15 protein-coding genes are annotated in these 23,369 nt (G+C 62.7%); 6 read left to right on the top strand and 9 right to left on the bottom strand.

Translation table 11 applies throughout. The features are described from left to right. Positions 1 to 143: 143 nt before the first annotated feature. Together ABEG21_RS24875 and ABEG21_RS24870 are read right to left on the bottom strand one after the other, a co-directional pair. The gene (locus tag ABEG21_RS24875) at positions 144 to 803 is read right to left on the bottom strand and encodes a response regulator transcription factor (protein ID WP_347558273.1); all 660 of its coding nucleotides are present in this window, start codon (positions 801 to 803) and stop codon (positions 144 to 146) included. A gap of 312 nt (positions 804 to 1,115) precedes the next feature. Beyond that, the gene (locus ABEG21_RS24870; RefSeq protein WP_347558272.1) at positions 1,116 to 2,039 is read right to left on the bottom strand and encodes an ATP-binding protein; all 924 of its coding nucleotides are present in this window, start codon (positions 2,037 to 2,039) and stop codon (positions 1,116 to 1,118) included. Positions 2,040 to 2,858: 819 nt separating this feature from the next. Between ABEG21_RS24870 and ABEG21_RS24865 the strand changes: the two genes are divergently transcribed. After that, positions 2,859 to 5,069, top strand: a complete 2,211-nt coding sequence (locus ABEG21_RS24865) for a hypothetical protein (RefSeq protein WP_347558271.1) — start codon at positions 2,859 to 2,861, stop codon at positions 5,067 to 5,069. A 1-nt stretch (position 5,070) separates the two neighbouring features. On the opposite strand, the gene ABEG21_RS24860 is transcribed toward ABEG21_RS24865, so the two are convergent. Together ABEG21_RS24860 and ABEG21_RS24855 are read right to left on the bottom strand one after the other, a co-directional pair. Further along, positions 5,071 to 7,752: a glucosidase gene (locus ABEG21_RS24860; RefSeq protein ID WP_347558270.1), complete on the bottom strand. Its 2,682-nt coding sequence runs from the start codon at positions 7,750 to 7,752 to the stop codon at positions 5,071 to 5,073. Between the two features lie 27 nt (positions 7,753 to 7,779). Further along, on the bottom strand, positions 7,780 to 10,245 hold the full coding sequence (locus ABEG21_RS24855; protein WP_347558269.1) for an amylo-alpha-1,6-glucosidase: 2,466 nt from the start codon (positions 10,243 to 10,245) through the stop codon (positions 7,780 to 7,782). A 636-nt stretch (positions 10,246 to 10,881) separates the two neighbouring features. Here ABEG21_RS24855 and ABEG21_RS24850 point away from each other — a divergent pair. Next, on the top strand, positions 10,882 to 13,341 hold the full coding sequence (locus tag ABEG21_RS24850; protein ID WP_347558268.1) for an EAL domain-containing protein: 2,460 nt from the start codon (positions 10,882 to 10,884) through the stop codon (positions 13,339 to 13,341). Positions 13,342 to 13,358: 17 nt separating this feature from the next. Here the strand turns inward: ABEG21_RS24850 and ABEG21_RS24845 are convergent, their stop codons facing one another. From ABEG21_RS24845 to ABEG21_RS24835, 3 genes are all read right to left on the bottom strand, one after another. Then, complete coding sequence (locus ABEG21_RS24845) at positions 13,359 to 14,645, bottom strand: cyclopropane-fatty-acyl-phospholipid synthase family protein (protein ID WP_347558267.1); 1,287 nt, start codon at positions 14,643 to 14,645, stop codon at positions 13,359 to 13,361. A 118-nt stretch (positions 14,646 to 14,763) separates the two neighbouring features. Then, positions 14,764 to 15,612, bottom strand: a complete 849-nt coding sequence (locus tag ABEG21_RS24840) for a DUF1365 domain-containing protein (protein WP_347558266.1) — start codon at positions 15,610 to 15,612, stop codon at positions 14,764 to 14,766. After that, positions 15,609 to 17,144, bottom strand: a complete 1,536-nt coding sequence (locus ABEG21_RS24835; RefSeq protein WP_347558265.1) for an FAD-dependent oxidoreductase — start codon at positions 17,142 to 17,144, stop codon at positions 15,609 to 15,611. Before ABEG21_RS24835 ends, ABEG21_RS24840 begins: the two co-directional genes overlap by 4 nt. 505 nt (positions 17,145 to 17,649) lie before the next feature. On the opposite strand from ABEG21_RS24835, the gene ABEG21_RS24830 reads away from it, so the two are divergent. The 4 genes from ABEG21_RS24830 (at position 17,650) to ABEG21_RS24815 (ending at position 21,434) form a co-directional block, all read left to right on the top strand. Next, the gene (locus tag ABEG21_RS24830; protein ID WP_347558264.1) at positions 17,650 to 18,258 is read left to right on the top strand and encodes a sigma-70 family RNA polymerase sigma factor; all 609 of its coding nucleotides are present in this window, start codon (positions 17,650 to 17,652) and stop codon (positions 18,256 to 18,258) included. A gap of 104 nt (positions 18,259 to 18,362) precedes the next feature. After that, positions 18,363 to 19,145 carry a cupin domain-containing protein gene (locus ABEG21_RS24825; RefSeq protein ID WP_347558263.1) on the top strand — a complete coding sequence of 261 codons (783 nt, stop codon included), beginning with the start codon at positions 18,363 to 18,365 and terminating at the stop codon, positions 19,143 to 19,145. A gap of 126 nt (positions 19,146 to 19,271) precedes the next feature. After that, on the top strand, positions 19,272 to 20,105 hold the full coding sequence (locus tag ABEG21_RS24820; protein WP_347558262.1) for a DUF1295 domain-containing protein: 834 nt from the start codon (positions 19,272 to 19,274) through the stop codon (positions 20,103 to 20,105). A 162-nt stretch (positions 20,106 to 20,267) separates the two neighbouring features. Next, positions 20,268 to 21,434, top strand: a complete 1,167-nt coding sequence (locus ABEG21_RS24815) for a cyclopropane-fatty-acyl-phospholipid synthase family protein (RefSeq protein WP_347558261.1) — start codon at positions 20,268 to 20,270, stop codon at positions 21,432 to 21,434. Positions 21,435 to 21,517: 83 nt separating this feature from the next. On the opposite strand, the gene ABEG21_RS24810 is transcribed toward ABEG21_RS24815, so the two are convergent. Further along, positions 21,518 to 22,351: an NAD-dependent protein deacetylase gene (locus tag ABEG21_RS24810; RefSeq protein ID WP_347559093.1), complete on the bottom strand. Its 834-nt coding sequence runs from the start codon at positions 22,349 to 22,351 to the stop codon at positions 21,518 to 21,520. A 73-nt stretch (positions 22,352 to 22,424) separates the two neighbouring features. Next, entirely contained in the window at positions 22,425 to 23,300 is an 876-nt protein-coding gene (gene epsC / locus ABEG21_RS24805; RefSeq protein ID WP_347559092.1) for a serine O-acetyltransferase EpsC, read from the bottom strand. Between the last annotated feature and the right edge of the window lie 69 nt (positions 23,301 to 23,369).

Below are 23,369 nucleotides of genomic sequence, written 5' to 3'. Positions count from 1 at the left end.
AATGGATGGGGGGCGAGACGGGACTGGGCAGCGAAACGCGAGTGGCGGGACAGGACGCCGCGCACGGGGGTGCGACGTACGGTCGGAGAGGCGGGTGCGCTGTCGGCAAGGCGCCGACGGCGGGACAGTACGTTCTAGAGGACTCAGGCGGCGTTGGTGCGGTTCGCGCCGAGATCGACCAACTGATTACGCATTACATAATAGGTCAGCTCGGCATTGTTTGCTAAGCCAAGCTTCTCCAGCAAACGAGCGCGGTAGACGCTGACGGTCTTGACCGAGAGGGAGAGCACTTCGGCGACGTCGGTCAGGCGCTTGCCGGATCCGAGCATGCAGAGCGTCTGATACTCGCGGTTCGACAACTTTTCATGGGGCATTTGCGCCGCATCGGCCGAGACATACTCCGCGAGCGCTTCGGCAAGGGAGGCGCTCACGTACTTCCGACCCGCACAGATCTGCTGCAGCGCCGACGTCAGTTCCTGGGCGTTCGCCGTTTTCGACAGGTAGCCCGAGGCGCCGGCCTTCAATGCGCGAACGGCGTATTGGTCCTCGCGGTACATCGAAAAAATCAGAACCGGCAGGGAAGGCGAAAGCCGTTTGATCCGCCGCAATACCTCGACGCCGCTCATATCGGGCAAGGAGATATCCAGCAACACCATGGCCCAGGGCCCGCGTTCGGCCAGTGCCAGCGCCTCTGCACCGGTGGAAGCCTCCACCGCTTCCGTAAACAGATTGCGGGCCAGCAGCAACTGGGCAATCCCCTGTCTGATCGCGGAATGATCGTCGATCAACAGAATCCGTGACATGCCTTACTCCCCGTGGAGTGTGTGGTTTGGTTCGACGCATCGTCCGGACGGCTTCATCGATGGCCATCCTGAAAATAATCCAAGCTGCGCTGCCGACGGCTACAAGCGGCCGGCGCGCTACTGCGGCGCAATCGCCATGCCGACAGCAGCAGGCGCAAAAATATCACACCGTCCTACCTTATACGTACCACGCCGTAAAAAAGACCACACGCGCTGTCAGAAAAACACCGTCTGCGGCTTCCTGGGCTGGGTATCGCGGCATTGTCAACGCGAGTGAGCGAAACGATGCTCTCTCGCCTTGGTCCAGGCCGCTCAGCGCGGCGACCGACGCTCCCGCGGTTGGGGCCCGTTCCATGGCAGCTTGGCATCCACCACGGTGCCTGCTTGGGCCGACGCATCGCCTGCCGGGATGCCTGACACGCAGGTCCCATGCGGCGGTGCCTCGGCAATATCGATCAGATCGATCAAGTCGAAACGGCCCCCCAAGGCTTCGCAACGCTGGCGCATGCTTTCCAGGCCGACGCCATCGCGGACGTGCCGTGCCGGCGCGGCGTTCGGCGAGGGGCGATACGTCTGGCCCTGGCTTTCGTGGTCGTTTTCGTCCCATGCGTCATCCATCGCGTCCTGGGCCGCGCGCACGGCACGGGCACGGCGGGCCGCGGCGATGCCGCGTCCGTCATCGGCGATCACGACGCGTACGCCGGTGGCCAGTATCGTCAGGGATACGGTCGCACTGGATGCCTGCGCATGCTTGACGACGTTATGCAGCGCTTCCTGACAGATGCGCCACACGGCCGTGGCCGTGGACTCATCCATCGACGCCAGTCGCGGGTCCGTCTTGCAATCGAAGGCGATGTGCAGGCCACTGCGTTGACTGAAGCTCTCCACCCATTCCCGCAGGCGAACCACCAGATCCGTCGCTGGCGGCAGCGCGTGCCGGTCGTCGATCAGCCGACGCATGGCGGCAAAGGCTGCCTCCAGTGCCGTTTCGGCATCGGCCAAGGCACGCGCTGCGGGTGACGCGACATTGAATCCCTCCGAGATAGCCACACGACTCAATGAGAGCCGGAGCGCCGTCAGCTCCGCGCCCAAGTCATCGTGGATATCGCGCGCCAGGCGAACACGCTCCTCGTCGCGCATCGCCACGCCCATCATGCCGAGGGGGACCGTCGTGCCGGAGAGTGTCCCTTCTGCGTCATCGGAAGCGAGTAACTTAGCGCGCAATGAACCCGCCATTCGGTAATTTTTCGAAGACAACACGATCGATGCGTCTGCCACGTGATCCTTACGGTTCGAGCCAGCAGATATCGGTGAGCGGCGCGCGGACGATCGAGGGTTTCCCTCGAATCGATCATTTCGGCCGGTGAAGGGGCGAGATGATCCGCTGCCCATTCAGCGAGGTCGTTCACCGATGAATGCCGTTTTTTTATAAGATACCGCATTCAGTCGCCGAGGCGTGTAGGAAAAAATCTAACTTTCTCTTCCTGAAATTCCGACTGCAGACCGGATCATAACGTATTTCGAGACCCAATATGGGCGGATATCCGCGTCATTCAATCGCGTTGTGCGGAACACGCAACATTGCGTGCCCAGGCCCGTTGGATAAGCCGATACCCTCATTTTTGACACTCTCGCGTCATTTTATCAAGTGCGAAAGCGGGCCAATTGGACGCGTCCGTTGTATTTTGAAATGGCAGTGCGGTGCCGCTGATCGCCTTAAATGCGATCGATTAATACAGTCGTTTTGTCAGAATTATTCTCATCTCGAAAGTCGCGCGACGTGCCGCCTCTATAATGATTATGAGACGCGAAAAGGTAATGCACGATGATCGTTTACGGCACGAATACTGGAGATCGTGCAGGATCGTGGTACGAGGAGCGATCGCTGATAACGTGCATTCAACGTGCAGCCGATCGAAATCACGCGCGTCTGTAGCGCCGTTTCCCCGAGGGCAAGCGCGCCCGTAAAGCAGCGCACTTCCTATGCTTTGGCGCTGCAACCCTGCCGTCGATCCGGTATTGTCACGGCTTGAACCTGATGCCGAGAGTATCGCAATGCTTCCCGATCTATCCGTGCTGCCACTGCCGTTGCTGACGTCCGAATGGCGCGCGCCGCCGACGGCAGCCGACGCGCCGCACGTAGTCAATCGGCTTTCGGCGGCGCGCGGGTGCCTGGTTTCCGCGCTCGCTGACGTTTCTGCCGATCGCGGCGCGAACCCGCGCATCGACGGCACCGAAGGCATCGACAACATTCAGGGGCCGGGGCGCGCCAGGTATAGCGTGGCCGACGCGTTGCTGCGTCTGGCGCTGTCCTACGGCGCGGCAGGCGCGTTTGCCGACGGGATAGCGTACTGCGGGCTCGCGGCGGCCTTGATGCGCGACGCGGCCGCGGCAGGCGCCGGATCGGCGGGCAGCATGCATCCCGATGGGCTGTCGGGGGCCGCCTCCGCGGACGGTGCATGGTATGAAACGGTGGCGAAGCGGGCGGATTGTCTGCGCGCTTGCTTGATGGCGGAGGCAGAACGTTTCGAGGAAGCGATCGATCTTTTCGCGAACGTCATGACCCCGTCGTCCGATGCCGTCGAGTGCGCGGATCGTGGCGAGTGCGTCGAGGCGCTGCGCTGGCGCGTGGAGGCCGGGATCGGCGCCGCGCTGTGTCTCGCAACATTGGGGCGCGGTCTCGAGGCGCGAAGGACCTTGGACGCGCTCATGTCGTCGTTGCAGGACTGGGTCGCCACAGCGCAAGATCACGCCGTCGCGTCGGACGCCCGTCGCGCGATGGTGCGGTTCGCCTTTGCGCAAGTGCGCGCCTTGCTTGCGCTGCATCAGCCGATGGATGCGCTGGGGGCGCTGACGCAGGTCGACGCCATGGGCGCCGCCGAGGATCCGCAGACGGCGCTGCTGCGTGCAGCCGCCTATTTGTCCTTGGGTCGTCCGATGCAGGCGGTGGCGCCGCTCGACGCGGTGTTGGCCGTTCGCGCCGACGATCCCGCGGCCCTGGTCCTCTATGGTCAAGCGATGGCGGGCTTGGGCGAGTATGCGTTCGCGGTCGACCGTTTCGATGCCGCGCTTCGGGCGATGCCGCGTTTTGCGCCGGCTTATCGTTATATGGCCAGTGCCCTGGCGATGCAAAAAAGCGATGATGCCGCGTTGGCGTGTTTGCGCGCGGCGCGGGACATTCGTCCCGACTTTCCGGAGGTCTGGCTCGACGAGGCCGGCATCCGGCTGCGGCGCGGCGAATTGCGGCGGGGCTTTGCGGCGTATGAACAGCGTGATGGCGCGCGACTGGCCGCCCGTCGTAGCGATCAATACTGGAACGGCGACGATACGCTGGCGGGGCGCTCGTTGTTGGTCGTGGCGGAACAGGGCTTGGGCGACACGGTCCAGTTCCTCCGATATATCCCGTTGGTGCGCGCACTGGCGCGCGAGGTCGTGGTCGAGGTGCAGCCGCCGCTTTGGCGCCTGGCCGCCGAGCGCGCGCAGGCGTGGGGCGTTCGTGTCATTCCGCGCGGCTCGCCGCTACCGGAGTGTGACCGCTTCACGATGCTGATGAGTTTGCCGTATGCGCTGCAGACGACGATGGCGACGATTCCCGCGGGTGCGCCGTATTTGTTCGCGGCACCGGCACTGCGCTTGGCGCTGCCCGATCAGGCGCTCGACATCGACGCTGCGCGTGACGACGGCATCGAACATGACAGCGAAACCCGCTCGCGCCATGGCGACACTGTTCCGCGCGGCCCGAGCGCGGGCCTGGGCACAGGCCAAAAGGCACCGTTGCGAATCGGCTTGGTCGTCTCGGGAAATCCGGCGTATCGCAACGATGCCCTTCGTTCGATGCCATTATCGGCGTGCGCGCCATTGTTCGAATTGGCAGACGTGGAGTGCGTCATGTTGCAGCCCACGCTACGCGACGCGGACCGCCAATGGATCGATGCGCAACGGGCGGCCGGCAAGGCGCCAAACTGGCGGCCCGGTTTGATCGATACGGCGCAAGGCGATTTCGCCGACACGGCGGGGGTGATTGAATCGCTCGATGTCGTCATTAGCGTCGACACGGCGATCGCGCATTTGAGCGGTGCGCTGGGCAAGCCGGTGTGGATCATGTTGCCCTACGTCGCCGATTGGCGCTGGCTCAGCGACCGGAGCGATAGCCCCTGGTATCCAAGCGCGCGATTGTTTCGACAGCAGGCGATGCAGGATTGGACGACGGTGATATCGGAAATCAGCGCTGCGCTGACGCAGCGCGTGGCGAATCAGACCTTCTGACTCAATCCTTTGCCGGTCTTTCCTGTAGCAACAGCGCCACCAGGCTCGTCCAGCCGCTTTGATGCGCCGCGCCGAGTCCGCGACCGTTGTCGCCATGGAAGTACTCATGGAACAACACCAAATCGGCAGCACGGGGATCCACGCACAGCAGCGGATAGGCCTGCATCACCGGCCGTAATCCCGCCTGATCCTTGCGGAACAAGCGACAGAGCCGCTCGGCCAGTGCATTCGCGATCTCGCGGAGTGACAGCATCTTGCCGGACCCGGTCGGATATTCCACACGGAAATCCTCGCCGTAATAGCGATGAAACTCGTATAGCGATTCCACCAGCAGGTAATTCACCGGCATCCAGATCGGTCCGCGCCAGTTGGAATTGCCGCCGAACGTTCGCGTGACCGATTCCGCCGGCGTGTATTCGATGCCGAACGATTCGCCGTTATGATCGAGCGCGAACGGCGCGTGCTCATGGAAGCGCGAGAGCGAACGAATGCCATAGTCGGAGAGAAACTCGGTTTCATCGAGCATCCGCACCAGCAGCCGTTTCATCCGATGGCCGCGCAGCAGAGACAGCAGCAGCGTATTGCCGCGTCCCGGTTCGTACCAGCGCGACACCAGGTTCGCCAGATCAGGCCGATGCCGCAGGAACCAACGCAAGCGCTCCTCCAGTCGCGGCAGCTTGTTCACTGTCAGTGCGTCGAGCACATGCACGGCAAACAGCGGGCTGAGCCCGACGATCGAGCGCACGCGCAAGGGCAGGGACTTCCCGTCGGGTAGTTTCAGCGCATCGTAGAAGAACTCGTCGCGATCGTCCCACAAGCTGATATGGCCGCCACTGGCGCCGTTGATTGCCTCCGAAATGTACAGGAAGTGTTCGAAGAATTTGACCGAGATATCGACGTACGCTTCGTTCGTCGTCGCCAATTCCAAACCGATGCGCATCATGTCGAGCGCATAGGCGGCCATCCACGCGGTGCCGTCCGACTGATCGATGCGGCCGCCCGTCGGCAAGGGCGCGGAGCGATCGAAGATCTGGATATTATCGAGACCGAGAAAGCCCCCCTGAAACAGATTGTGTCCCTCCGCGTCTTTCCGGTTCACCCACCAGCCGAAATTCAGCAGCAGTTTGTGGAACGTCCGTTCGAGAAACAAGCGGTCGGGCCGTCCGGTCAGTTTCATGTCCATTTGATAGACGCGCCATGTCGCCCATGCGTGGACGGGCGGATTGGCATCGCCGAATGCCCATTCATAGGCGGGCAACTGACCGTTCGGGTGCATGAAGCGGTCTTGCGTCAACAGGATCAATTGCTTTTTTGCAAAATCCGGATCGACGACGGCGAAGGCCACCGCCTGAAACGCCAGGTCCCATGAGGCATACCAGGGGTACTCCCAGGTATCGGGCATCGAGATGATGTCGGCATTCGACAAGTGCCGCCAGTCGCTGTTCCGTCCATGCTGGCGCGCCTCCGGCGGCGTCGGCTGCGACGCATCGCCATTCAGCCAGCGTTTCACGTCGAAGTGATAGAACTGCTTCGACCAGATCAAGCCGGCCAAAGCCTGGCGATGAATCAGCTTGCCGTCGGCATCCGATACATTGCTTTGCAGCGCATTGTAGAAAGCGTCGGCCTCGGCGATACGCTGCGCGAACACCTCGTCGAACGCCTGTGCCGGCGCGAAACTATTCGTTTCCCGCTTTAGCCGCATGCCGATCGTGCGCTTGCCGTGGCCGGGCATTTCGATGCGCCAGTGCGACGCCACCTTGGTGCCGGACGCATCTGCGCCCCGACGCACCGCCTGCGTCTTGCCGTCGATCAGGAAGTCGTTGATGCCATCCTTATACGGTCCCTCGCCGGCGTCGCCGAAAAGGCGTTCGACGTTGGTCTCGTTTTCGCAGAACAGCCATTGCGGCGGCGCGCCGGCCGCGCTGTCTTTCTGCGGCTGGACCGTCCAGCGATAGCGATGCGGCAACTCGGGATTGCTTGCCAGCACCGAGTCCCCATCGCGACGCATCTCGGGCTTGGCGCGCGCCGTATCCCATGACCACGTGTTGCGCGCCCAGAAGTGCGGCAGCAAATGGATCAGCGCCGGTTGCGGGCTGCGGTTCTCCACGGTCACGCGCATCAGGATATCTTCGGGCGTGGCCTTCGCATACTCGATGACGACGTCGAAATAGGCGTCGTCGTCGAACACGCCGGTGTCCAGCACTTCATATTCCGGCTGTTTCGGGCCGCGCCGCCGGTTTTCATCGACCAGATCCGCATAGGGAAAAGCCGCGTGCGGATACTTGTACAACATCTTCATGTACGAGTGCGTCGGCGTTCCGTCGAGGAAAAAGTACAGTTCCTTGACGTCCTCGCCGTGATTCCCTTGTTCGTTGGTCAAGCCGAACAAGCGCTCCTTGATGATCGTATCCTGACCGTTCCATAGCCCCAGGGAAAGACACCAGTTCATCTGTTCGTCGGCAAATCCGCCGATGCCATCCTCGCCCCATCGGTAGGCGCGGCTTCGCGCATGATCGTGCGGGAAACTGTCCCACGCGGTGCCGCCCGGGCTGTAGTCCTCTCGGACCGTGCCCCATTGGCGTTCACTGAGATAGGGGCCCCAACGACGCCAGGTCGCAGGCGACGCGGCGTGCAGACGTTGTCCTTCGGTGGTATCGAGTACGGTCTGCGGTGCAGCGGACATCTTCACTCCTCAGGCAAGAATAGCGAATTAGATGAACGGAACGGTGGCGGCGGATTCCGGATAGCGCAGCAGCACTTCCATCCGCAGGCGCTCGGCAAGCGACCATGCCTGGAACGGCGCGCCCCGTGGCGTATGGGGCGCGTCGCCGTCGGCGATCTCGCTGATATGTCCGATACCGGCCGAGGCCAGATGCGCATCCAACGGCGCGATGAAGCGCCGTCGTGCCTCGGCCGCCACCCTGTCCAGATCCGCCGGCGCGCGACCATGCGCATGCACCCTTAGCCAGGCCTCGACAAACGGGCCGAGCAACCACGGCCATACCGTGCCTTGATGGTACGCGTTGTCGCGTCGATCCGGCGAGCCTTCATAACGGCCGATGTAGCGCGGATCGGACGGCGCCAAGGTCCGCAAGCCCATCGGTGTCCACAAATGCCGCTCGACGTGCGCGACAATCGCCCGCGCCGTCGGCAAATCGACGACGGGATAGGGCAGGCCGCCCACCGCGAAAATTTGATTAGGACGCAGACTGGCATCGATTCGTCCCGGCTCGCCGTCTGCGTCCACGTTATCGTGAAGTCCGTGTTCATGCACGTCGCCAAAAATGCCGTTGGCGGGCGCGTCCTGGTCGTGATCGGCAGTGGCTTGCCCCGCGCCGTCCTGAATGAAACGTCGCGTAAAGCTCGCCTGCGCCTGATCGGCGAGGTCGCGCCATTTCGGCACCCAGGCGCCGACGATGCGTAGCGCGTTGATCCATAAAGCCTGCACTTCCACCGGCTTGCCGATGCGCGGCGTGACTGGGCGGATGCCCACGCGGGCATCCATCCACGTCAATTGCGATTCTGGAACGCCCGCGAACAGCAGACCATCGACATCGGCGTGGATGCCGTACCGTGTGCCGCCGGCATAGCCCTCGACGATGGCTTCCATGGCCCGATGCAGGATCGGTTGCAGCGGATGCGTGCCGACGCCGATCGACGCGGCGGGTCCGGAACCTGCCTCCGCGGCGCCGATGCTGGCGCCCGGCGCGGCATTGCCGTCCTCTGCCGATACGCCGCGTTCCAGACCGTCTTGTGCACCGGTATCTGGCGCGTGCCCGAGAAAGGCGTGCGCCGCGACGACAAACCACAATGATGCATCCACCGCGTTGTATTCCGCCGGGGCATCCGGATTCGCATCATCGGTAAAGCGGTTGGGCAGCATGCCCTGATCGACCACCGACGCCCATTCCTGCAAAATCGCGCCCGCGAGCGCAATGTTTCCGCTGGACAAGGCAATGCCTCGCAGCGCGATGAATGTGTCGCGGCCCCAGTCGGTGAACCAGGGATAGCCGGCAATCACCGTCGCGCCGGCACCGCGCTCGACGATATAACTGTGCACCGCACGGCCGAGGACCGCCAAGGTGTCCGCCGATGGGGGCGGCGTGTCGGCCGCGGCGATGGCTGCGACGCTCGATCGCGCGGGGTGGCGCAGCGCCGCCGCGATATGCGCACTGCGCGCCGCGCGTGTCGTCATTGCGTGTTGCAAGGCCTGGTGGACATAATCGCGTACGCGGATATCGCGGCTGTCGCCGGCACGGAGCACCATCATCGCCTGATCGCCCGGATCACCGAAGGCAAACGTAAAGATACCCGGCGATGCAAGGTCCTCCGTGTCGTCGAGGCCGCGCATCGTCTCTTCTTGGTAACGGAATCGATCGAACCATTCCGGGTCGTGACGATAAGTGCCATTGCTGAGTACCGACACGGCGATACGGTCCGCATAAGGGCGCCAACTGATGCGCCCGCCCTGGCCCGATGGCGTGAAGTCGAAGCGATCGTTGCGCTTATGCAGCGAGTGATAATCGCGCACGCTCAACAGCGGGCGCACGCGCAATCGCGCGCCGGCTAGCGCACCGGTCCGATCCTGTGCCGACCATCGCAGGATGACATCGCCGCCTTGCGCGGCATTACAGATCTCGAAGGTGACGCTGTCGCCGCCATCGTCCGCATCGGGAGTGGCGGCCAGCGTGTAGCGCCATGTCGGCCAGGGCGTGGCGGAAAAGGCCCGCAGGCGACGCCAGCCATCGGGGTGCAAGGTGTCGGGGGCGTAGGCCTGCGTCGTCAAGGCGATAACATCGCCCTGCGCCGTTTCTACCCAGGCCTCCACGCCATTGATCAACACGAGCCGACCGGATGGTGGGACCGACGCGCTCAACAGCAATGCATGATAGCGCCGCGTGCGAATGCCATACCGCGTGCCGGAGGCAAATCCGCCCAGACCATCCGCTTCCAGCCATTCGTCCGCGTTGGTGCGCGGATCGCCGGCATCCGGCGTCAACGTTTCCCACGACGGTGCCACGCTCTGCGCGCCTGTCGCGATATCGGGGCTGCCAGTCGTCACGCTGCCAACTGTCGCGCTTGCCGTTGCAAGCTCGGCGCTGGCCGCCGCCGGGGCGACGGTCCGCGACTTGGCGCGTGCTCTCGTACGTTGGGGGGGCACTGCCTCTGTTTTCATTAGCCGATCCTGTCCACGTCATCTCAGACCACAGCATAGCCGAGCTCGGCGGGTCCTGCCGCACGTCGGTTCGAACGATTGAGTGAACACATCGGTACCGCGCAACGGCACAATGGCATTGCGTATCCTACATTCGTCCAAGCCCCACTGACTTTTCTCATGTCGGCATGACAATATGACAACGCGTGAGGCGTTGGGACACGCTTTTATCGCAATGACATTAGCGAATAACCGCTTGCTGCAAACAACGAGACGGGACGACGGGCAACCTTGCATTACGGCTTGGCCTGTAAGCATCTAATGAATCATCAGAAAAGCAAAATGCAGTCGATGGAAACGATCGTTTGTACAAGAAAGCCGCAGTTGCGTGGCACGGTATATGCACGAATCTTTCGATCGATTTAATTGTTTGCGTGACAGCGTCCAGGAGGGTCGAAACGGTGCGTATTGCGGGATGGTGAGGAGTGGCGCACTATGTGGAAAGGAACGTCTACAACTCATGATCGCGCGATAATGATTTAATCCAGAGGCAAAACGGGCTGCGTCGAGGACGTGTGCGTGCTGCTCGCTTTTTGCGGTTGGCGCGAGACGGCAAGTCGAATCTCTTATAACGCGAATCTGCTTGCAGGATTTCCGATGGTCTATCCGACACCTGATGACGAAGATGCGCGATTGGCGGCGTTACAGGAGTATGGACTTCTGGATACGCCCGATGAGGAAGCGTTCGACCGCATTACACGGCTTACCGCGCGCATCTTCAACACCTCGACAGCGCTCATTACGCTAGTCGACGCGCACCGGCAATTTTTAAAAGCGCGTACCGGATTCACGGTGACGGAAACGACACGTGACATGTCGTTTTGCGCTTATGCCCTGATGGAACCGGGCATGTTGGTCATTTCCGATACGCTCGAAGACCCTTTATTCAAGCAACATCCGCTCGTCACACAAAACGCGCCGTTTACGAAAGCGGCGCCCGTGCGGTTTTATGCGGGGATTCCGTTGCGCACGCCTGCTGGCCATGTGCTCGGCACGCTCTGCGTGCTCGACACGCAGCCGCGTGGCCCCTTGTCGGATCTGGAGCAGGGCGTGTTGCGCGATCTGGCTAGCCTCGTCATGGATGAGTGCGAGCTGCGTCGCCTGCAATGTGCCGCATTGGAAGGGGCGTCGGTGTTCTCCGAGCGCGCCGCAAGCTCTTCGCACGCGGTGCTGATCCTCGATATGCATGGCAACGTCATCGACGCGAATGCTCGGAGCGCGGTGAAATTCGGCTGCCCGCTCGAGCGACTGCGCGGCAAACCCATCGATAGTGTCATCGCTCACGGCTGGCAGGCTGTCATGGTGCAGCGGATGGACAGCACGCACGATGGCGAAATGGCGGCGGCAGTCCCGCCGACGGCCAGTGGCGATCTACGCGCGACGCGGGCCGACGGTACGTCATTGGCGGTCGAGATGTTCGTCGCCTCGCTTCCCGTTCATACGGTGCCTTTGCACGGGCCGCATATCGCGATTAGCGGCGATGAGGTGCGTGACACCGGGGCAGTGAACGGCAATATCGTCGACGAGGGGAATGGCCGCGAGGGCTATGGGATTGCAACCGTTCAAACGACGGGAGAGATTCCCCGGTTCGATGGTTATGGCATTGTGATACGCGATCCATCGCGTCGGCGAAAGATCGAAACGGACCTCTACCGCCTGGCGCGGCTCGATCGCCTGACTGAAATGGCCAATCGTGAAGCCTTCCTCGAGCGGCTGAACGACATTATTTCGGAGCGTCGCGCGCCCAGTGACCTGCTGTTGATCGATCTGCACGAGTTTCGCATGGTGGCCGATTCCTGGGGACCGACTAGTGGCGATCAACTGTTGCAGGTCATCGCCAACCGCGTGCGCGAAATCACCGAGAATCCGGATGCCGTCGGGCGCGCACACTGTATCACGGGGAGAGTGGGCGAAAACGCGTTTGGTATTCTGTTGTGGCCAGTCGTCGAGGTGCAGTGCGCGCCCGACTCGGATCGCGCGCATGCCGCAACCCTCTCGCCGACGACCTTGGTCCAGACCCGTATAGGCCCGTTGTGCGAACGCTTGATCGCCGCGATTGGGCGGCCGGTGCAAGTGCAAGGGCGTACGGTATCCGTTAGCGCTTGCATCGGTTCGGCCTCGTATCCGGCCGATGCGAACGATGCCGCCGAGTTGCTTGCCAACGCCGATCTCGCCTTGTTTCAGGCTAAGGCCTCCGATCCGGCGACGTATCGCTTCTTTGTTCCGTCGCTTCGCGAGGCGGTATTGCAGCGGCGGATTCTGGAGTACGAACTCGGCGAGGCAGTCGAGAACGGCCAGTTGGAATTGTTCTATCAGCCGCAGGTCGATTTGGCGACGGGTGCCGTCCTGGGCGCGGAAGCGTTGCTGCGTTGGCGTCATCCGTCGAGAGGCTTGCTGGCGCCGGCCGCTTTTCTGGACGTACTCGAATCGAGTGTGCTGGCCGGCGCCGCTGGCGAGCGCATCATCGCGATCGCGTGTGAACAAGCAGCGCGCTGGCGCAAAGCCGAATACGCGCATTTCCAGATGAGCGTCAATTTGTTCGGGCGGCAGGTAGCCAGCGGGAATCTGGTGGCGCAAGTGATGGAGCCGCTCACTCGCTTCAATCTCCCGCCCGAGGCGATCGAAATCGAGTTGACCGAGTCGACGATTCTACGGCGTGACAGCATTACGCTCGAACCGCTTCGCCAGTTGTGCGAGGCCGGCGTGCGGATCGCCTTTGACGATTACGGTACCGGGTATGCGTCACTGAGCCTGCTGAAAGATTTCCCCTTGACGCGGCTGAAAATCGATCGGGCTTTCGTGACCAATTTGGTTCACGACGCTGCCGATGCCGCCGTCGTGCAGGCGATCATCTTTTTGGCGAAGCACTTCGGCTTGCACGTCATTGCCGAAGGCGTGGAGACAGAGGCACAGGCAATGCGCTTACGGCAGTTCGACTGTCCGCAGGCGCAAGGCTATTTGTACGGCAAGCCTGTCAGCGCGCAGGAATTCGAGGCGCGCTATCTGCGCTTCGCGCCCGCGACACCGATCGATACGCGACGCGTGCTGACCGTTTGATCGGCGTCACTGCGCGCTTACGTGCCAACGGGCGCATGGCTCGCGTCGGGCGCGGCGACCTCGCGCCGATATTGATACAGTCCGACCTCGATCGCGCCGGCGGAAAAGCCCCCTTCGCAATAGGCCAGATAGTATTCCCATAGGCGGCGAAAGCGTTCGTCGAAGCCCATCGCGCGGATGTCGGGCCAACGAAGCAGGAAGCGTCTGCGCCACTCGGCCAGCGTCGCCGCATAGCTAAGTCCAAAAAGACGCTCGCGCAGAAGCGGCAGGGATACGGCGTTGCCGAGGGAGCGCAAATGGGAGGGCGCCGGGAGCATGCCGCCCGGAAAGACGTAGCGCTGGATAAAATCGACGTCTTTGCGATAGGCATCGAAACGCGACTCGTCGATGGTGATGACCTGCAATACCGCCACGCCGCCCGGGCGCAAACAGGCCGAGAGTTTTTGGTAATAGGTCGACCAGTACGTTTCCCCGACGGCTTCGAACATCTCGATCGAGACGATCCGATCGAATGTGCCTTCGACGTCCCGATAATCCTCCATCCGCACCGTGACGCGATCGCTCAGACCCGCCGCGGCAACGCGCGCCACCGTTTCGTCGTGTTGGGCTTGCGATAGCGTCAAGGCAAGGACCTGGCATCCGCGCGCGGCCAGTCGAATCGCGAGCGCGCCCCATCCGCACCCTATTTCAAGGACGGTCTCGCCACCTTGGAGCATCAACAGTCGCTCGATTTCATCGAGCTTGCGCGCTTGCGACGCTTCGAGCGTGGCAGGCCACGCGACGTCATTCGGTTGCGCCGGCATATCGCATGGAAACAGCCCCGACGAATAGCACATGGACGCATCGAGCCATTCACGATAGAACGCATTGCCGAGATCGTAATGGTCGGCAATGTTCCGACGGCTGCCGCCGCGGGTGTTCTCGCGCTGTTTATGAGAGCGATGATCGGCCAGGCGGCGCCACCAGGTTCCCGAAAGGGTGGCATCCAGGGCAGCCCGATTGCGCGCCGCCAAGGCGATCAACGCCGCCAGATCCGGGCTGGACCAGTCGCCGTCCATATAGCTTTCCGCAAAGCCGATATCCCCGTCGCGCAGCAGACGCAGCAGCATCCGCCAGCGATGCATGACCAGCGTTGCATGCGCGCCAGCGGGAGGCGTCTGCGCATCGTCGTCGCCGCTGCCGGTTGTTCGATCCGATAGGGCCTCATGCGCGACGATCATGCCCTCGGGCGTCACCACCCGAAGGTTGCCCCATTCCAGCCGTACCAGCAGTCGTTGCAGTATCGCGGTCCCGATGCGCTGCAAGGGGCCGCGCGCGCGAGGCAGTGGAAGGGTGCCGCTCTCGTCTCGATAGAGCGTGACCGGGCGAGGGTCCAGTGATTTATATCGCGTTGCGCACATAGTGACAGGGAATGGAGTTCGGCTAGGGAGAAATGTCGGAGACGTCGCGTGTCGTGCCATCGGCGGCCACGAGACTCAACGGGGCCGGCAGGCCGGGCGTGCGATGAAAGGTTGCCCCCTTGCGCCAGATGAACAAGGCCTCCCAATGGATGCCTAGCGTGACTTTCAATGTCAGCAGCGGATGCGAAACGAAAGCGCGCAATAGTGCGCCATCGTTCAATGCATGGCGCTCGGCGACATATGCCGCGTCCAACATCGATTTACCCTCGGTCCGCTGGCCGTCGCGTCCTTGCAGGCGCGTGTCGATAGCGACCGACAGGCGGGGCCCCGGCGGTGCCACGCGGAATATATAGCGCATGGACAGCGGCAGAAACGGCGAGACGTGGAAGCGCTTGTCGCAGGTCTGTCGGATGATGCGATTCGCTTCCTGCCTATGCGATACATCGACGGGAATGACATAGGTGTGGCGCTGTCCAAAGGTATTGTTCACCTCGTAGACGATCGCGATCACGCTGTCGTTACGGTCGTAGCAGTAGTAGATGGACAAGGGATTGAAGGCATAGCCGAGCACTCTCGGCATGCACAGTAGCGCGACGCGGCGGATGTCGCGCGCGGTATCCGGGTGTGCCAGCGCGACGCGATCTACCGTCTGTTGGCGTAACGGCGCGGCGCTGCCGTCGCCATGGTCACGATCGTGGAATGCAAACAGATTGAATCGATTGCGCGAGAACACGCGGCAGCGGCGCGCGGTCTCGTCGATGCGATCGAGATCGAGCAGGATCGAATAGATCCGATAGCGCAGTGCGTGCACCTTCGGTGCATGTCTATGGTGCGTGACCACGCCGGTATAGAGCACCGCGTCGTCGTTCATGAGATCACCGCATCGACGACGCCGACGGCCGCCGGGACCGCAGCGGGAACGGCGGCGTGGTCCGTCGGCCATTGCCGGCCGGATTTTGGGATGGGTCCGAGTTGAATCCGGCCGGATTCGTTTGCGACGATCCAGGGGCGCCGCATCCTGCCGAGTTGCTCGGCGAGCGCCAGACCCGCCTGCAAGCCGTCTTCATGAAAGCCCGCGCCGAAGTAGGCACCGCAATACCACGTGCCGCGTAGCCCTTGCAGCGACCATAATTGCGATTGCGCGCGCGCGGTCGCTTGATTGAATATCGGGTGACTGAATTGGCGTTCGTGATAAATCAGCGCGTCGCGCGGACCGCGTTGCGGATTCAACGTGACGAACAGCGGATGCGTCGGGTCCAGATGCTGTAAGCGATTCATCCAATAGGTCAGGCTGACCGTTTGCGGCTGATCGATGTCCGCGGGGTCTGCGCCTATGCGTGCCCGGCGTCCGAGATAATTCCAGCTCGACCAGATGGCCCGCCGTTTCGGCATCAGCGCCTGATCGCCGTGCAGGACGACCCGATTCTGCGCATAGCCGAAGGCGCCGAGTTGCCGGCTTTCCGCGTCGTCGGGATCGTCCAGCAGCGCAAGAGACTCGTCGGCATGCGCTGCCATGACGACCGCATCGTAGGCGGCATTCTGCCCGTCACTCCCTTGCACCCAGACTTTCCCCGTGCGAGCAAAATCATGCCGGGACACGCGCACCGCCGCGCCGCGCAGCGCAATGCGGTTCCCGTACGCGGCAGTCAGCCGTTTGACATACTCGCGGCTTCCGCCGCGAACGGTGCGCCATTGCGGACGATCGCGGAGCTGCAGCAAGCCATGATTTTCGCAAAAGGTGACGAAAGCCTGTGCGGGATAATCGAGCAACTGCGCAGCCGGCGCGGACCAAATCGCGGCGGCCATCGGCAACAAATGATGATGCAAGAACGCGTTACCGTAGCCCTGTGTGCGCAGCCATTCGCCGATGCTCATCTCGGCGAAGCGTCCCAGATGGCGGGGCGCCTCGCGGTAGAATCGCATCAAGTCACGCAGCATCGACCAGAAGCTTGGCGACAACAGATTGCGCCGTTGCGCGAAAAGGGTATTGATCGTGTCTCCGCCGTATTCGAGCGCGCCGTCGTCGAACGACACGGACAGCGACATATCGCTTGCCTGTGTCGGCACGTCGAGGTGCTGGAACAGCGCGGTTAAATTGGGATAGCACGGTTCGTTGTAGACGATGAAACCCATGTCGACCGGCAAGTCGGCCGTCCCTCGGGACGGGGTCCCTGCGGCGGATGCGGAGGCGACATCGACCGTATGGCTATGCCCGCCGATGTTGGCGGCTTCGAAGACGGTGACCTGATGTTTCTGGGAGAGCAGCCAGGCGGCGCTCATGCCACTGATTCCTGTCCCGATGACGGCGATCTGAAGCGGGCTCCGCGAAATCCTATCCCATGAGGATGGTATTTCGGCGGCGCGGCTGATGGACGATGTTACATTCGGCTCGACATGTGGCACGTGACGTTCTCGCTGGACCCTGTCACTATCTTACATAAACGGTAAGCTTGACGTGGGGCGGGTAAATTTGACCACTCGGCCTGCGATCCTCCACCGGCGCGGCCCACCGCGCGGTAGAAGTCGATATCCAGGCCGCCGCATGCCGGCGGCGGGCCGCAGCCGCTCCTTGCGGGGCGGGCCACTTTTCGTACTTGATGTATCAGGTATACGCGGCGTTGGTGGGGACGGATCACTCACTGAAAAAAAACATCGGGCTGGTGATCCAGCCGAATGTTCACAACGTAGAAGAAGCAGACTATGCAATATCAGCGTGCGCAATTTCCGCTGCGGGTAGTGGACCGCGCCGTGGTGCGGGCCGGTTGCATTGCATGCTTGCGCGGTCGTCCGGAGCAAGGCCAGGGCGCAGGCATGCGTGGCCGTGCGGCGCGCGAACGCGCGGTTGCCTTCGTGCCTGAGAAGAGGTGCCGGGCGGCAGCGCCAGAAGGTTTAGTGGAGGAGGTGCGCCGTGAATGAGGCGTTGACCCTTCACGCCCTGGCGGCGTCTGCCGGCTCGCCGGAGCGGCATGCATTTTTGATCGTGCGCATTGCCGAGAGTGCCGACAAGGCGGCATTTGCCGAGCTCTTTGCCTATTTCGCGCCGCGGTTGAAAGGGTTCTTGATGCGGGGTGGCAGTCCTGCCGATAACGCCGAGGATCTGAGCCAGGAAGCGATGTTGATGGTATGGCGCAAGGCGGCGCAGTTCGATCCGGCACGGGCCGGCGCGTCGACCTGGATCTACACGATTGCGCGTAATTTGCGGATCGATGCGGGCCGGCGCGGAGTATTGGAAACGATCAGCGACGATGCGCTGGAATCGGGTGAGCGCGCCTTGTCCGAGGACGGCGCTGACGATACGAGCGCGTGGGTGGAGGCGAGCCAGCGGGACGCGCGCGTACGGGAAGCGGTGCAGCGTCTCCCCGACGAGCAGTCGAAGGTCGTGATGATGGCTTTTTTTCATGGTCTGGCGCATGCCGACGTGGCGCGTGAGCTGTCGTTGCCCCTCGGGACGGTGAAGTCCCGGTTGCGGCTGGCGACGCAAAAACTGCGCAGTATGTTGGACGCGTGGGGCAGTTGACCGGAAGGGTTGGCGAGGGTTGCGAGCGCCGCACGCTTGCGGCTTCGATTGTGGTATTTCATGTGCATCTTTTTAAATAGGCGATTTTGTCAGAGGATGAGACGATGATCGAGCATCATCCAGCCGACGAGACACTGGCGCGGCTATCCGCCGGCGATTTGGAGACGGGTCCGTCCCTGGTCGTCGCGGCGCATATCGCGCAGTGCGAGCATTGCCGCAAGGTGATGCGTGTGCTCGAAGGCGTGGGCGGGGCGGCAATTGAACAGGCGGCGCCGGTCTCGTTCAACGCGGACGTCGCCGCCTTGCTGGCGGATCCGGATGCGGCGCTTCTCCAGCGCGAGCCGGTCGGGGCGGGCGCTGCCGGTCATGCCGTTCGGTTCGCCGAGCGTGCTGACCGTTTGACAGAGCGTGGGCTGGTGTTGCGGCGGCCTGGAGTGGGCGCGTCGTGGCGTGCCGGTATCGCCGGGGCCTGGCGCGGCAGCGCCGTCTCGCGTCGCAAGAGTGCCTGGGACGGCCTGACGTTGCCATCCCCGCTGTCGGCGTATGAAGCCAGTCCCTGGCGCATGGTGGGTCCGGGTATTCATTGGGCGCGCGTGCTGATCCCGGAGGATCCTGCGGCAAAAGTTTTGCTGCTCAAGGCCGTCCCCGGGACGGGTTTGCCGCCGCATACGCACTCGGGGGTCGAATACACCTGCATCCTGCAAGGGTCGTTTCAAGATGGCGAACGACATATGCAGATCGGCGATCTGTCGGAATGCGATGAGAACGAGCATCATCGACCGATGGTGAATTCGACGGAGGCCTGTGTATGCGTGCTGTCGATCGACGGTACGTTAGTGATGGAAGGATGGCTGGCGCGGCTCGCGCAACGTATCGTCGGCTTGTAGCGCGAGAGCCAGACCGGCCGCGCGGCGCGGTCGCTGGTGGGTTCGGCTGAACGCCGCTCGCAGCAACCGTTGCGCATCGCAACCGTCATTCGCGGATCAAGAAATGCCAATAATAAGGAGTGCGATATGATGACCGGGGCCCAGATCGGCGCGAATGCGCTGATGATTTGGATCGTGCTGGCCTGTGTCATGCTGGCGGCATGGGGGGCGGCACTGCGCACCGGCAACCATGGCTGGATCGATGTGTTCTGGTCGTACGGGATCGGTATCGCCGCCGTGGGTGCCGCGTTCGAGCCGGTTTTGTTCGGCGCGGCGGACATGAGCCCGGCAACGAGCGGGTGGCCACGTGCGGCGTTGTCGGCGGTCATGGTGGCGGCGTGGGCGATTCGGCTTGGTACTCACATCGCTCAGCGTTCCTTGCGCGGCAAAGACGATCCACGCTATGCCCAATTGCGTGCGGAATGGGGCGCCAGCTATCGCGGACGGCTGCTCGTCTTCCTGCAGATTCAGGCGCTGGCAGGTTTGCCTTTGGTCCTGGCGGTGATGTTGACGGCTGCTCGCCCTGTTCCGTTCGGTGATTGGCGCGACGCGCTCGGGATCCTGGTGTTTATCGTCGCGTGGCGCGGGGAGGCCGTCGCGGATCGGCAGTTGCGCCAATTCGGTCATGACGCGTCGGCGCGGAGCGGGGTTTGCGATATCGGGCTCTGGCAGTGGTCTCGGCATCCGAATTACTTTTTCGAATGTTTATCATGGTGTGTGTGGCCGTTGATCGCTTTTGCGCCGCTCAACGCGCCGTGGTCGGCATTGACGTTGCTCGCACCTCTGCTGATGTATGGGCTTCTTGTACACGTCTCGGGGATTCCGCCGCTCGAGGCGCATATGGCGCGTTCGCGTGGGAAGGCATGGCAGGCCTACGTGGCGCGTACGTCGGCGTTTTGGCCGCGTCCGCCAGCGCCCTAGGCCGATATCGACGCGGGGACGCGAGCTAGGGTTGCTGCGGATGGGGTGTGGCGCAGGGGCACGTTACAGTCGCCTCGAGCCCTAGCCCTTTCCGGGTCCGTGTCCGCGTCTAGCCGATCGATCTTCCGATTGTCTTTTGTCTCGCAAAAAGCAAGGAAATGTATGAATCCTATCGCATCGTTGATCAATGTCGCTGAGCGCCTGCCGTTGCCGGATACCTTGACGCTGGCCGGTATTGCTTATCTGGTCGACAAGACGGCCCGCAAGACCGCGGATCAGTTGATCGATCCCGCCGAGCGCGATGCCGCATTCGCCGCCGATATGCAACGCTTCCCGATCGCGGTGCACACGGACGCGTCACGAGAACAGCATTATGAGATTCCCGCGGCGTTTTTTGCGTTGATGCTCGGTCCGCGCCGAAAGTACTCCTGTGGTTATTACGTTTTGCCGAAGGCGACGCACGCGCCGATGCACGCCGACAGATTCGCCGGTACGCCACTCACGGCAGCGGACAGCAAGGCCGCGCCCGATGGCCAAAACGCGGCGCTGGCCGAATCGTCCGCTTTGGCGCAGGCGGAAGAGGACGCGTTGGCGCGCAGTTGCGCCCATGCCGAGCTGCGAGATGGCCAGCGTATTCTCGAGTTGGGATGTGGCTGGGGCTCGCTGACGATCTGGATGGCGCAACATTACCCGGCGGCGCGCATCACGGCCGTGTCGCATTCCGCTTCACAGCGCGCCTATATCGAATCCGTTCTCGCAGCGCAGGGATTGCGTAATGTCGAGGTCATCACCGCCGACATGAACGATTTCCGGATCGCCGACACCGCAGCGCGCTTCGATCGTGCGGTGTCGATCGAAATGTTCGAGCACATGGCGAACTGGCGTGGCTTGCTGGAAAGGGTACGCCAATGGCTGGTGCCCGGCGGCAAGCTTTTTCTCCATGTTTTCTCGAATCAAGGCGCGCCTTACCGCTTCGATCACACCGATCCGACCGATTGGATCGCGCAGCATTTCTTCACCGGCGGCATCATGCCCAGCCATACGATGATCGCGCAGTTCGACGACTTGTTCGCGCTGGAAAAACAGTGGCGCTGGGACGGAACGCACTACGAGCGCACGGCGCAGGACTGGCTGTCGAATTTCGACCGGAATAGCGAGGCGATAGACGAGATCTTGCGGGACGTCTACGGTGCCGACGCCAGCCTGTGGAAGCGTCGTTGGCGGTTGTTCCTGCTGTCGACGATCGGCCTGTTCGGCCATCGCAACGGCGCGCAGTGGGGCGTCTCGCATTATCGTCTGGTGCGGCGCGACGACGTCACCTTGGGCTAAGCGTCAGGGTTCGGCGAGCGCGGCACGCCGTCACGACTTGTCCCCGGCTTTTGGTTGGGGACGAGACAATGGCCAGGCCTTGCTCAGTCGTCGATCGTAGCGCCCGAGCGGTCCAGCGAAAGGTCACCGAGCACTGCGCCTGCCTGACCCTCGATTTTCAGTGACAGCAAAGCATCGGCGCGCGTGTGCCCCACATTCAAGGCGGCAAGCGGGATGCCGCGTTCGGCGGCCGCTAGCGCAAAGCGATAGCCGGAATAGACCATCAACGACGAGCCGACGATCAGCAGGGCGTCCGAGGCCTCGATCGCCGCTTTGGCCCGTTCGACACGCTCAGGGGGAACGCGCTCCCCAAAAAACACGACGTCGGGTTTCAGCATCCCCCCGCAACCGGCGTGATCGGGGACATCGAAATCGGCGAAGGCCGCGTGTTCCAGGTCCGCGTCGCCATCCGGCGCGCTGGGCGCATCCAGTGTGGCGAAGTGCGGATTGCGTCGGGCGAGTTCCGCCTGTACGTCGGTCCGCGGCATGCGGACGCCGCACTTCAGGCAGACCACGCCATCGAGACGACCGTGCAGATCGACCACGTCGTGGCTGCCCGCCGCCTGATGCAAGCCGTCCACGTTCTGCGTGACCAGCAGGGACAGGCGTCCGGCTTTTTCCCATGACGCCAAGGTGCGGTGCGTTGCGTTTGGCGTCGCGCGCGCAAGGTGACGCCAACCCACCATCGCCCGTGCCCAATAGCGTCGTCGTGTGGCCGCCTCCGCCGTGAAGGCCTGGAACGTGATCGGCATCGGTCGCTTCCAGGCGCCTTGTCGGTCGCGGTAGTCGGCAATGCCGGACTCTGTACTGCAGCCGGCGCCGGTGATCACGAATACCCGCCGATGGGCCAGCATGAAGTCGCGCAGCCGTTCGCGCATCGACGCCAGATCCGCCGTCGTCGGCGCCTCGGGCGCAAGCGGCGCCGACGACGGCGTGCCGATCGGCGGCGTATCAGTCATTGCGCATCCTTGCCTGCGCGATATTGCTGTTCTCCGGCACCGAATGCGTGAGCCAGACGTTCCCGCCGATCGTCGAGTTTCGGCCGATGGTGATACGTCCGAGGATCGTCGCGCCGGCATAGATCACGACGCCATCCTCGACGATCGGATGACGCGGTATGCCCTTTATCAACGCGCCGTTCTCGTCTTCCGGGAAGCGCTTTGCGCCCAGCGTCACTTGCTGATAGAGGCGAACATGTTCGCCGATGATCGCCGTCTGACCAATTACCACGCCCGTGCCGTGGTCGATAAAGAAGCTGCCACGGATCTGGGCACCCGGGTGGATATCGATCCCGGTTGTCGAATGCGATATCCGGGAAATCAGGCGCGCGATGAAATAAGCGCCGAGGTTCCATAGCGCGTGGGCGATGCGATGGTAGATGATCGCGATCGTGCCCGGATAACACAGCAACACCTCGGACATGCTGGCCGCCGCGGGGTCGCCCGCGTACGCGGCGCGTACGTCGCTTACCAGCAACGCCCGGATCGGCACCAATTGCTGGGCAAACGTCACTGTGATTTCATCGGCTCGTAGTCGGCTGACCTCGGCATCTTGCGGCGCGTCTTCGGCGAACAGCAGGCCCCGTCGAATCTGCTCGTTCAAGACGCGCAGCGCATTGCTCAAGGTACTGCCGACAAAGAAATCGATGTCCCGGTCGGTAAGATCGGTGCGACCGTAATGCGTCGGAAATAGCGCCGCTGCCAATGCTTCCATCGTATCGGCGATCGCGGTGCGCGACGGCAATTCGCGCACGCTGCCGCGATGCCGCACATTGTGGGTAGACTCCCGGGAGTCCCGCAATGCCGCGACGATGTCGTCGAGCGGCAGCTGGTCGCCACCGGGAAGCGGTGCGCTCTTTGTCGCCGCGCCCGGACCTGCGCCGGCCGCGGCGTGCGT

Origin of the sequence: Robbsia sp. KACC 23696, assembly GCF_039852015.1 — a bacterium.
Lineage (GTDB): Bacteria > Pseudomonadota > Gammaproteobacteria > Burkholderiales > Burkholderiaceae > Robbsia.
Note: the sequence above shows the minus strand (reverse complement) of the source record. Positions and strands in the feature narration are given on the sequence as shown.